Annotated in this window: 10 protein-coding genes and 1 pseudogene; 2 read left to right on the top strand and 9 right to left on the bottom strand. The window is 33.4% G+C overall.

Going from position 1 to position 12,399, the window contains the following annotated elements; translation table 11 throughout:
- Window positions 1–11: 11 nt before the first annotated feature.
- The 5 genes from KLA_RS14890 to dinB form a co-directional block, all read right to left on the bottom strand.
- Entirely contained in the window at window positions 12–1,295 is a 1,284-nt protein-coding gene (locus KLA_RS14890) for a Glu/Leu/Phe/Val family dehydrogenase (protein WP_013620737.1), read from the bottom strand.
- Window positions 1,296–1,763: 468 nt separating this feature from the next.
- Window positions 1,764–3,086 (bottom strand): sigma-54-dependent transcriptional regulator, encoded by a 1,323-nt coding sequence (locus tag KLA_RS14885; RefSeq protein WP_013620735.1) that lies wholly within the window; start codon window positions 3,084–3,086, stop codon window positions 1,764–1,766.
- Window positions 3,087–3,089: 3 nt separating this feature from the next.
- Window positions 3,090–4,181 (bottom strand): sensor histidine kinase, encoded by a 1,092-nt coding sequence (locus tag KLA_RS14880; protein ID WP_034646689.1) that lies wholly within the window; start codon window positions 4,179–4,181, stop codon window positions 3,090–3,092.
- Between the two features lie 94 nt (window positions 4,182–4,275).
- The gene (locus KLA_RS14875) at window positions 4,276–4,914 is read right to left on the bottom strand and encodes a peroxiredoxin (RefSeq protein WP_013620733.1); all 639 of its coding nucleotides are present in this window, start codon (window positions 4,912–4,914) and stop codon (window positions 4,276–4,278) included.
- A 101-nt stretch (window positions 4,915–5,015) separates the two neighbouring features.
- Window positions 5,016–6,113, bottom strand: a complete 1,098-nt coding sequence (dinB, locus tag KLA_RS14870; protein WP_013620732.1) for a DNA polymerase IV — start codon at window positions 6,111–6,113, stop codon at window positions 5,016–5,018.
- A gap of 27 nt (window positions 6,114–6,140) precedes the next feature.
- Between dinB and KLA_RS14865 the strand changes: the two genes are divergently transcribed.
- On the top strand, window positions 6,141–6,809 hold the full coding sequence (locus KLA_RS14865; protein WP_034646687.1) for an NAD-dependent epimerase/dehydratase family protein: 669 nt from the start codon (window positions 6,141–6,143) through the stop codon (window positions 6,807–6,809).
- Window positions 6,809–7,282: a CYTH domain-containing protein gene (locus tag KLA_RS14860; RefSeq protein ID WP_013620730.1), complete on the top strand. Its 474-nt coding sequence runs from the start codon at window positions 6,809–6,811 to the stop codon at window positions 7,280–7,282. The genes KLA_RS14865 and KLA_RS14860 overlap by 1 nt, the downstream gene beginning before the upstream one ends.
- A gap of 48 nt (window positions 7,283–7,330) precedes the next feature.
- Here KLA_RS14860 and rimK read toward each other — a convergent pair.
- From rimK to KLA_RS14840, 4 genes and pseudogenes are all read right to left on the bottom strand, one after another.
- Window positions 7,331–8,789 (bottom strand): annotated as a pseudogene (gene rimK, locus KLA_RS14855) (30S ribosomal protein S6--L-glutamate ligase).
- 71 nt (window positions 8,790–8,860) lie between these two features.
- Entirely contained in the window at window positions 8,861–9,256 is a 396-nt protein-coding gene (locus tag KLA_RS14850) for a hypothetical protein (RefSeq protein WP_034646685.1), read from the bottom strand.
- Window positions 9,257–9,279: 23 nt separating this feature from the next.
- Complete coding sequence (gene pheS / locus KLA_RS14845) at window positions 9,280–10,299, bottom strand: phenylalanine--tRNA ligase subunit alpha (protein ID WP_034646745.1); 1,020 nt, start codon at window positions 10,297–10,299, stop codon at window positions 9,280–9,282.
- Between the two features lie 81 nt (window positions 10,300–10,380).
- Window positions 10,381–12,246 carry a SulP family inorganic anion transporter gene (locus tag KLA_RS14840; protein WP_013620726.1) on the bottom strand — a complete coding sequence of 622 codons (1,866 nt, stop codon included), beginning with the start codon at window positions 12,244–12,246 and terminating at the stop codon, window positions 10,381–10,383.
- Window positions 12,247–12,399: the final 153 nt, after the last annotated feature.

The raw sequence follows: 12,399 nt of genomic DNA, 5'->3' as shown, positions 1-12,399 counted from the left end.
TTTACAATTATTTATGGAAAAATTCCTCTTTGTACATATGCCTGTTCTAAACGCTCTATGGCAATATTAAAAGCAGCAGTACGCATATCTATATCTTTTTCTAAAGCAGTTTTCATTACCTTATTAAAAGATTCTTTTAGTTTTTTGTGCATTTTTTCTAGCACTTCATCTAACTGCCAAATTTCTCCGTTTCTATTTTGCAACCACTCGTAATAACTACCAATTACCCCTCCAGAGTTGCATAAAATGTCTGGTATAATAGCAACACCCTTTTCTAACAGTATTTTTTCAGCTTCAACATCTGTTGGCCCATTTGCACCTTCAGCAATTAAAAAAGCCTTAATACTATCTGCGTTATTTGCTGTTATTTGATTTCCCAAAGCGGCAGGCACACATATGTCGCAATTAATTCCAAAAAAGTTTTCGTTTAATATTGGTGTAGCATCGTTAAAGCCAGCAACAGCACCTTTGTGCTGCATAGTGTGCTTGTATAAATCTTCAACAGATATTCCGTTTTCATTTATAATAGAGCCAGATGCATCTTGTACGCCAACTAAAATGGCACCTTCATTTTCTAAAAAATGAGAAGTCCAGTAACCAACATTTCCAAAGCCTTGTACAATATATTTTTTGTCTTTTAGGCTTACTTTTTTGTTTTCTGCCCAAAATTTTATACTCAAAAACACACCATAACCTGTAGCTCTGTCTCTACCCTCAGAGCCACCAGCACCCACAGGTTTTCCTGTTACAACGTGCATATTTTTAGAGCGTTCTGATGGTGCTTTTGTAGACATGTACGTGTCTAAAATCCACGCCATTGTTTGCGGATTTGTATTAACATCTGGTGCAGGAATATCTAATTCTGGGCCAATATTATCTCCTAAGGCATATGTAAATCTCCTAGTAATACGCTCTAACTCTGCTTGGGAGTACTTGCTAGGGTCTAACTGAATGCCACCTTTTGCACCACCATAAGGTAAGCCTGCTAAAGAGGTTTTCCAAGTCATCCACATTGCTAAAGCTCTGGCAGCATCTATATCTACAGTTGGGTGGTAACGCAAACCACCTTTATACGGGCCAAGCGCATTGTTATGTTGTACTCTATAGCCTGTAAATACTTCTACATCTCCATTATCCATTTTTACAGGAAAATGTACAACAAGCTCGTTGTTAGTGATGCTTAATATTTTTCTAATATTAGGATTTAAGTTTATGTTGTCTGCGCTGTAATTAAATTGTCGCATAACATTATCTAGCATCCCTTGCTTCAACTTTTTCTGCTGTTTTGCTATCATTATATTTAATTTAAAACTAATTCTGTTTTATCTTCTTTTTTTAGATCAAAGTCTTCATTTGTCCCGTGTTGATAATCGCTACAGTTGTATATAGAATTTTTATTTTTTGTTAGTACACAAAGTCGCTCGTGCTCACAAGTATTGCAAAGGCTCTTTTCTATTATTTTTATCATTATGTTGTATTTAGATTATTAAAATGCTACTTGACTTTCACAAAAAAACCACACCACTTGAGTTAAACATTTAGAAAGCCAAGTAGACAAATCAATCAATCAACTATAAAAATCTAATATCATTTTTATAATAACTTACTCGTGTGTGTATGGGCAAGCTGTGTGCCTAAAAAGATTTAAAAATGCAGATTTGCTATAGAAACCTGATAATCAGAGTTATAAAAAGATGAAAATAATTTCAACTAAAAACTGAGGCGAGGAGAAATGCCCCAGTTGGGGAAAAATTACCCGTTTTTTACTTTAATTTTTGACGTAATGTTTTACGGTCTATTTGAAGAATTTCTGCAGCCTTAGTTTTGTTATTGTTTGTGGCAGCCAACACTTTTAAAATGTACTCTTTTTCCATTTGCTGTAAGCTTGAAAAAGAAGCATCTGGAAATTCTATTTTGTATTTTAAATAATCAGGAAAATCTTTTATGTCAATTTTTCCATCGCTCATAATAACGGCGCGTTGTATTACATTTTCTAGCTCTCTAATATTGCCTTGCCAATGGTACCTTTGTAGCATTTTTAAAGCATCATCTGTAATTTGTAATAAACGGTCTTTGTATTCTACACCGTATTTTTTTAAAAACTGCTCTACCAGTAACGGAATATCAGATTTTCTTTCTCGTAATGGTGGCACGTTTATTTGCACTACGGTTAGCCTGTAATACAGATCTTCTCTAAAGGTTTTGTTGGCAATATCTTCTTGTAAGTTATTATTTGTTGCAGCAATAATGCGCAAGTCTACTTTTTCTGCTTTTTGAGAGCCTACTTTTGTAATTTCTTTTTCTTGTAAAGCACGTAGTAATTTAGCTTGTACAGCTGTAGATGCGTTACCAATTTCATCTAAAAATAATGTACCGTTATTTGCTGCCTGAAAAAAACCATTTTTATTTTCGTTAGCACCTGTAAAAGCACCTTTTGTATAGCCAAAAAGCTCAGATTCTAATAAGTTCTCAGGTATGGCACCACAGTTAACAGCAATAAAGGGTTGCTTGGCAAACTTACCAGAAAAATGAATAGCCCTAGCCACAAGCTCTTTACCAGTGCCACTTTCACCTTCTATTAAAACAGTAGCCTTGTTGTCTTTTACACGTTCTATAATTTGAGTTACTTTTTCAAAGGCAACAGATTGCCCAATCATTTGTCCGTAACCTGTAGCTGTTAGCTTTTTTTTAGGTTTTTGTTGCTGAGTTTTTTTAGCAGTTTCTAATGACCTATTAACGGCCTGTTTAAGTTCTTCTTTTGTAAAAGGTTTGGTAAGGTAATCTGTTGCGCCAGATTTTATTACGCTCATAGCATCATCTACAGACGGGTAACCTGTAATAACTAATTTGGGAATATGTGGGTAATGTTCTGCAGTATATTTTAATAGCTGCAAGCCATCAATTTCTGGCATTTGTATGTCTGTAATTAGCAAATCTATAGTAGAGTCATGCAATACGTATAAAGCCTGTTTTACAGATACAGCTTTGTATACGTGGTAATTTAAGGCTTGTAAATGGCGTTGTAAAAGTTCTAAAATGTGTATATCATCATCTACAATGAGTATGTTCTCTTTTTCTAGCTCCATTTTTTACAATTTAGGAATTGCTACAGTAAATATAGTGCCCTTTGGCATATTAGCACTAAAGCTTATATTTCCTTTATGACTTTTAACAATGCCGTGTACTACACTTAACCCTAACCCAGATCCTTCGCCTACAGGTTTGGTAGTAAAAAAGGGCTCAAAAATTTTATCACCCAAATTAGTATCTATACCAGTACCTTGGTCTTTTATATGTATTTCTACTGTAGCAGATTTATCTTTTATATCTAATACAATAACACCATTTTCTTCAGAAAAATAAATAGCATTTATAACCAAGTTAAATAGCACTTGGGTAAGTTGTATGCGGTCTATTTTTAATGCTATTTTGCTATTACTAGAACTAAAGTTAAGTGTTATATTTTTAGTTTTTAGTATAGGTTTTAAAAGTTCTATGGCTTCTTTACAGATAGGAATAATATTAACTAAACTTTTTTGTTGAGGCATTTCACAAGCAAAAAACATTAGTTTTTTTACTACTTCTCTAGAGTAAATAGCACTATTAATAATTTTATCTAAATCTTTAGTAGCTTGGGAGTCTTGCTTTGTACGGTCTTTTAAAAGTTCTGCAAAGCCTAAAATATTAGCAAGTGGTGTATTTAGCTCATGGGCAATACCTGCTGTAATTTCACCAAGTATACGCAACCTGTCTGATTGTTCTACTTGCCTTTTAATTAAAATTTCGTTTTCCTTAATTTCTTTACGTTCTAGTAAGTTGCCAACCTCTAAACAAACATTATTTAGCAGTTGTTGTTCTTCTTCAAGAAAATCTAAAACACTATATTTTTTAGATGGGTAACCAACTTTTATAGTCCCAATTTCTTTATTAAATAACGTAATAGCGGAGGTTAAAAAAACGTAGTCTTTATATTCTTTTTTAGTTTCAATATGGTACTCATCGGTTTTAAGCACAACATAGGTGTCATTTATATATTGCCATGCGTTTTTTAAGCAAGATACAATGGCTTGTAAACCAACTTCAATTTCATTATAATCGCAATTAACAATTATAGAAGTAACGTCATACAAACAGGTGAGTTCTTTAATACGCTCTCTAAGTTTTTCTTCTGCTGTTACCATAAGTATAAAATTAAGGGAAGATAAATGTACTACAAAAAAATAGCTCTAGTAAACAAAACGTCTACTAGAGCCAGGTTTTATACAAACAACTTTGTTAGGCAGTAGGGTCTGGTGTCATCCTTAAATAAGGTTTAATTTCTTCTACTCCTTTAGAGAATATTTTTTCTGCATCGCTAGTAGCAATAGCCGGACTAACAACTACTTTTTCACCATTTTTCCAGTTAGCAGGTGTAGCTACTTTATGGTTTGCAGTAAGTTGTAAAGAGTCTATTACGCGTAACAACTCATAAAAGTTACGCCCTGTAGATGCAGGGTATGTAAGTGTTAATTTCACTTTTTTATCTGGCCCAATTATAAATACAGAACGTACTGTTAAGTGGTTGTCTGCATTAGGGTGTATCATATCATATAAAGTAGATACTTTTTTGTCCTCATCTGCAATTATAGGAAAAGTAACTGTAGTATTTTGTACTTCGTTAATGTCTTTAATCCACTCGTTATGAGAAGCTGCACCATCTACGCTTAATGCAATCATTTTTACGTTACGCTTGTCAAACTCATCTTTAAACTGTGCAGCCGTACCTAATTCTGTAGTACAAACTGGTGTAAAATCTGCTGGATGAGAAAAAAGAATTCCCCAGCTGTCACCTAAATAATCGTATAAATTTATTGTTCCTACAGAACTGTCTGCAGTAAAATCTGGTGCTTCATCACCCAATCTTAAACTAGCCATATTATTGTATTTTTAATTAAAAATCTATTTACCCTACAAAATTAGTAGATTATTTACTTTTAAAGCGTTAAAATAGGTTAAACTTTGTGTAAATTAGAGAGTTAAAACATGAACTTTAACTGTACGCTAATACTTTCTTGTTCAGGTTTTTTCTTGTCTGGAGTATTTAAATTAGCTAATGAAATTCCCAATAAACGAACAGAGTTTTCAAGCTTTTCTTGGTACAGTAATTCTTTAGCAATTTCTAGTATTAGGTCTTTATCTGCTATAAAATAAGGTATGGTTTTGCTTCTTGTTTGCAATGTAAAATCGCTATACTTAATTTTTAAAGTAATTGTTTTACCAGCAATTTTACTTTTTTTAAGTCGGCGTTCTAATTCATTAGCAATATTTTCTAATCGCTCTAACATAAAAATTTCACTACTTAAATTCTCATTAAAAGTGCGTTCTGCTCCAACAGATTTTGGTATTCGGTTTGGTTTAACTGGACTATTGTGTATGCCTCTAACAACGTGGTAGTAATAGGCACCACTTTTGCCAAAATGTTTTTCTAAAAATTCTAAGCTTTTATTTTTAAGGTCTAAACCCGTAAAAATACCCACTTTGTACATTTTTTCTGCGGTAACCTTACCTACACCATAAAATTTACGAATTTCTAACTCTTCTAAAAAGGCTAAAACTTCTTCTGGGTTAACTGTTTTTTGTCCGTTTGGTTTGTTGTAATCACTTGCAACTTTTGCAATAAATTTATTTATAGATATGCCTGCAGATGCTGTTAATCCTAACTCATTGTATATACGCTCTCTAATTTCTTTTGCAAGTAATGACGCAGACGGATTTCCTTTTTTGTTTACAGTAACATCTAAATAAGCCTCGTCTAAAGAAAGCGGTTCTACTAAATCTGTATAATCATAAAAAATGGCTCTAATTTTTTGAGATATCTCTTTATATCTTGCAAATCGGGGTGGTACAAAAATTAAATCTGGACAATTACGTTTTGCCATATAGCCACTCATAGCAGAGCGTACACCAAATTTACGAGCCTCATAACTAGCGGCAGAAACCACACCTCTTTTTTCACCACCACCAACAGCCAATGGCTTGCCAATAAGCTCAGGATTATCTAGCTGCTCTACAGATGCGTAAAAAGCATCCATATCTACATGAATAATTTTTCGTAAAGGTAAATCCTTGGTCATACACAAATTTACGGTATATTTAGGTTGATGAAAACAAAAGAAAAAACAGCTATTGTATTGGGCGCAACCGGTGTAACTGGTAGTGCTTTGGTATCTTTATTAACTCAACATAATGCCTATGCAAAAATAAAGCTATTTTCTAGATCTTTAAGCGGATTTACACATGCTAAAATTGATGAGTATTTGGTAGATCTTCATGATCTAGAAAAACACAAAAGTAGTTTTACGGCAGATGAGGTGTATTGTTGTATTGGCACCACAAAGGCAAAAACACCAGATAAAGAAACCTATAAAAAAATAGATTACGGCATACCATTACAAGCCGCAAAATTATGTAGAGAAAATGGAATAGGAACATTTATGGTAATATCTGCTTTAGGAGCAAATGCATCTAGTTCGGTTTTTTACAATAAGGTTAAAGGCCAAATGGAAGATGCTGTAATTGCATTGCAAATACCCAAAACGCATATACTGCAGCCATCTTTAATTGCAGGTAAAAGAGATGAAAAAAGAATGGGAGAGTGGTTGGCAAAACAGTTTTTTAAGGTGTTTCAGTTTTTATTAATTGGCTCTTTAAAAAAATACAGACCAATACACCCAGAAACCATTGCAAAAGCTATGGTTTGGTTAGGGAATAATGAAGAAAACACTATAAAAATACAGTCTGATAAGATTAAGGAATTAGGAGGTGAATAATGGTAGAAATAGAACGTAAATTTTTGGTAAAGAGTGATGCTTTTAAAGCTGAATCAATTGCTGAAAAAAGAATAGTACAAGGTTTTTTAAATACAGATCCTGAGCGTACTGTTAGGGTTAGAATAAAGGGCGATGACGGTTTTTTAACCATAAAAGGAAAATCTAACAGCACGGGAACATCTAGGTTTGAGTGGGAAAAGCAAATACCAATTAATGAAGCAGAAGCATTGCTTAAATTATGCGAAGAAGGTGTAATTGATAAAATACGTTACAATGTTACTGTAGCAAACCACTTGTATGAAGTTGATGAATTTTTTAGTGACAACCAAGGCTTAATTGTTGCTGAAGTTGAGCTAAAGGATGAAGATGAGGAATTTGTAAAACCCAACTGGTTAGGAGAAGAGGTTACTGGTGATATTAAATATTATAATTCTCAGTTAAGTAAAAATCCCTTTAAAAATTGGAGTTTATAAATAAAAAAGTCTAGTAAAATTTACTAGACTTTTTTATTTTTCTTTTATTTAGTTAGATGTGTAGTTGAGTTTTTTCTCAATAGCTCTAATCATCACATTAGCAATATCTAAACCAGTTGCATACTCTATACCTTCTAAACCAGGAGAAGAGTTTACCTCTAGCAATAAAGGGCCCTTATTAGAGCGTATAATATCTACCCCAGCAACAGCTAAGTTTAATATTTTTGCTGCTTTAACTGCCAATTTACGCTCCTCAGATGTTATTTTAATTAATGATGCAACACCACCTTGGTGAATATTAGCTCTAAATTCTCCTTTTTGAGCTTGGCGCTGCATAGATGCTACAACTTTTCCGTTTACCACAAAACAACGTATGTCTTGGCCGTTTGCTTCTTTAATAAACTCTTGTACTAAAATGTTTGTTTGTACACTTTTAAATGCATTAATAACACTCTCTGCTGCTTTATTTGTTTCTGCTAAAACAACACCTTTACCTTGTGTGCTTTCTAATAATTTTATTATTAACGGAGCCCCATTAACCATACGTATAAGGTCTTTGGTGTCCATTGGAGATTTTGCAAAACCAGTAATAGGAATATCAATATCGTTTTTAGAAAATAACTGAGAGGCAAATAATTTGTCTCTAGACTGTGTAATTGCTTCTGCTGTGTTTAAACAATACACACCAAGATTATCAAACTGTCTAATTAATGCGCAACCATAAAAAGTAACCGATGGCTTAATTCTTGGAATAACAGCATCAAACTTATTTAAAACATTACCACCTCTGTAGCGTATTTGTGGCGATTTTGTATCTAGTTTCATGTAAGCGTTTTCTACATTTAAAAAAACAACTTCATGACCTCTAGCTTCATTTTGTATCTAGTTTCATGTAAGCGTTTTCTACATTTAAAAAAACAACTTCATGCCCTCTAGCTCCCCCAGCCTCTATAATTCTTTTGTTACTGTATAAATTAGGATTACTGGCTAATAATGCAATTGTTAAACCCGATTTTTCGGCCATATGAGAAGCGTATTTTTCCTGAATTTCTTCTTCGGAAAAATTTTGCATACAATAGCTTTCTGCTGGGTTAACAATATAACGTTGGTTTATAGCCTCACGACCTAATAACATACGGTATTCCATAGTGTCTCTGTTGGCAAGCGTAAGCTCTACACTATGTATATTGTTGCCTAATTTAATAGAGGTTTTTACCACTAAGCGTTCCTCAGAAATACCAACAGAACTTTTTACTGTTCTACGGTCTACTAAAGGAGCCTCACAAGTAATGGTTACACTTCTGTTTTCTTGTATAGGGTTTACCTCAAATTTTACCCATTCTTCTACCCCCTTGTTGTAAACTTTTACATTATTAGCTTGTATAGAAGATGTTTTTGCGCCAGAGTCTACACGCGCTTTTATAGCAGGTATTCCTAGTTCTTCAAAAACACACCACTCTTCTCCTCCAATAACTTGTAATTCATCAAACTTAGTAGTATTGCCCATAGGTAAAATTTTTATTTTAAAAAGTGCGAATGTAACTTAAAAACTGACAAATGTATGTTTCCTTAAGGCTATTATTTTGCTAAAACTCCGTCCTTATCAATAAGTGGAATTGTAGTTAAATTAGCTTCGTTAACCGTATTTTTTTCAAAAACAAAACGCTTTTCAAAAAGCTTATTATCAGCAAAAAAAGTTACAAAAAACTCGTTGTTTAATTGTAAAACATCTTCTTGTACCATTTCTACTTTAGCATAAGATTTACCATCTAGCTTAGCAATAGAATGTCTCATTGTAGAGGTTATTCTATCATTATCATACCCTTTAGAAACAACCAAAACCATTTCTATGGTTTCTGTTTTGTTGTTTAGTACATAAACATTCCACTCTTTATCTAAAAACTCCTTGTTAAACTCGTGTATAATAGCAACGTGTACATCTTTAATCACTGGTATTATGATGTCTTTTTTCATCTATTTATAACTTTAAGTTGTTTTTACAAAGCACTTTTAAATTGCTCTAAAAAGCGAACATCGTTTTCACTTAATAAACGAATATCTGTAATTTGGTGTAATAACATAGCAATACGGTCTATACCAACGCCAAAGGCAAAACCAGAGTATTCTTCTGGGTCTATACCACAGTTTTTAAGTACGTTAGGATCTACCATACCACAACCACCAATTTCTAACCAACCGGTTCCTTTGGTAATTTTATAGTCAGACTCTGTTTCTAGTCCCCAATACACATCTACTTCTGCACTAGGCTCTGTAAATGGAAAATATGATGGACGCAAACGAATTTTAGATTTTCCAAAAAGCTCTGTCGTAAAAAATTGTAATGTTTGCTTTAAATCTGCAAACGAAACATCTTTATCTATATACAAACCTTCTATTTGGTGAAAAAAGCAGTGAGAACGAGCAGAAATAGCTTCGTTTCTGTATACTCTACCCGGAGAAATTGTACGTATAGGTGGCTTGTTGTCTTCCATATACCTTACCTGTACAGATGAGGTGTGCGTGCGCAACAAAACATCTGGATTGGTTTGTATAAAAAAGGTGTCTTGCATATCTCTTGCTGGGTGATATTCTGGCAAGTTAAGTGCAGTAAAATTGTGCCAGTCATCTTCAATCTCTGGGCCTTCAGAAACATTAAATCCTATTCTAGAGAAAATCTCTATAATTTGATTTTTTACTATAGATATTGGATGCCTTGCACCAATAGACATTGGTTGTCCTGGGCGTGTTAAATCTCCGTAAACACTATCGCTAACCGTTGTGCTAGCTAAAGCATCTTTTAAAGAATTTACCTTTTCTGTAGCAGCGTTTTTTAACTGATTTATAGTTTGGCCAAACTCCTTTTTTTGTTCGTTTGGCACATTTTTAAACTCAGCAAAAAAGTCATTTAACAATCCTTTTTTACCTAAATATTTTATTCTAAAACTTTCTATTGCGTCTAGCTCTGTTGAGGTAAACTCATTAACCAATGCAATATGTTTTTTTATTTCATCTATCATAACACAAAAAAATCCAATACGCGGCAAATTTAGCAATTATTCCCGTATTGGATTGTATTAATTAATGTTTTGTAGTCAGATTTAATAGGTGTCTTTCACATTTTCTTTAACCCAGGCAACAGCATCATCAAAATTAGAGAACAAATGCTCTACAGGAATTAGGTCTGGTATAATGTCTATACGCTCCATCATATACTTAGGTTGTTGTAATAGATTTACAAAAAGTACGTTTACGTTATTTTTTTTAAGATCTACCAAAACATCTTCCATTGCATACAGTCCGGACTGGTCCATATACTGCATTCTTCCGGTTCTAATAATTACAGTACTTGCCGTACTAGGTATTTGTGAAGCCAATTGTTGAAATTCACTAGTAGAGCCAAAAAACAAAGGACCTTTTATATGTTTAATAAAAACCTCTTCTTTTAAATTAACAGGAAAGTTAGCTTCGTCCTTCCAGGCTTTTTCTTGTAAGAGCGATTTAACATCTGAGCGTTCTGCCGTAAGATCGCCTATTTTTTTCATAAACATTAATGATGCAATAACTAGTCCAATACCTACAGCATATACTAAGTTCCATACCGATGATAGTACTAGAACTACAAGCATTATTATTACTTCTGAGCTTACTTTAAGTGGTCCAATTTTTAAATCGCGAGGTAAACTAGGAATAGCTTTTAGTCCTTTATAGTCCATAACTCCAATACCAACGGTAATTAAAATACCTGCTAATACCGCTGCTGGTATTTGAGAGGCAATAGGTCCTAATGCTAATAATACAACTAAAAGAACTATACCTGCAACCATACCAGATAATTTTGTTTTACCACCAGAATTAATATTTACAACCGTACGTATGGTAGCGCCTGCTCCTGGTATACCATTAAAAATTGCTGCAATGGTATTACCAATACCTTGACCAATTAATTCTTTATTAGGCTTGTGTTTAGTCTTAGTCATATTATCTGCAACAACAGATGTTAGTAAAGAATCTATGGCACCCAATAGCGCTAAGGTAAGCGCTGTAAAAATGTAAGGCGTTAAAGATGTTATGCTAAATTGAGTAAATATTGCCATATTAGGCATAGGCATACCTGTAGGTATTTCTTCAATTCGTCTGTATGGCAGTTTAAATATAAATGCTACTCCAGAAACAGCTATAAGTGCCACTAAGGTACTTGGTACGGCAGTTGTAATACGTTTAAAGCCATAAATAATAACAATGGTAGCAATTGCTAATGCAAGCTCTAGCCAACTAATAAATTGTATTGCTCTTGGCAGTACTTTTAAAGAACCTATTACGCCAGATGCTTCTTTTGCAGCTAACGTTTTTGCTTCTTTAAGTGTATCTGCATCTGTAACAGTATTGGCTCTTTTTATGGTTTCTTCAAAGTGATCTAAAACCAAAATACCTTCGCCAGCTTCTTCTTTTAGAATATTTTGCAATATAATTTCTTCTGCTTGCGGTTTAAATTGGTTTACTAAATCTTCATCTTCCTTAGGATAATAACCAATAGCAGGTAGTATTTGTGTAACCAATATAATAACCCCAATTGCAGTCATAAAACCAGACACTACTGGGTAGGGAATGTATTTTATGTATTTACCCATACCAAGTAAACCAAGACTAATTTGCATTAATCCTGCTAAAATAAACACAGATAATATGTATGGTAGTGCTTTTTCTACATCGCCATCATGAACAGCAATAATACTTGCAATTACAACCATACTTACAGCCGTCATAGGTGCTGTGGGTCCAGAAATTTGTGTGCTTGTACCGCCAAATAGTGCAGCAAAGAAACTAATAAAAATAGCTCCGTATAAACCAGCAGCAGGACCAAGGCCAGAACTAACTCCAAAAGCTAGTGCTAAAGGTAAAGCAACTATACCAGCGGTAATACCACCAAAAATATCTCCTTTTACATTAGAGAAAAGATTTTTCATAGATTTAAATTGATTTTTTTTAGAACAATTACCAATCAAAAAAATTGAACTAAATAGTTATATAATATACAATAAAAATGATAGAACTACTAAAAAGTAGTTTGTGTTATTTTTTAGTTTAATTACTCAAAAAAAGTAACAGCACCAGAGTTA

Origin of the sequence: Cellulophaga geojensis KL-A, from assembly GCF_000568425.1 — a bacterium.
Lineage (GTDB): Bacteria > Bacteroidota > Bacteroidia > Flavobacteriales > Flavobacteriaceae > Cellulophaga > Cellulophaga lytica.
Note: the sequence above shows the minus strand (reverse complement) of the source record. Positions and strands in the feature narration are given on the sequence as shown.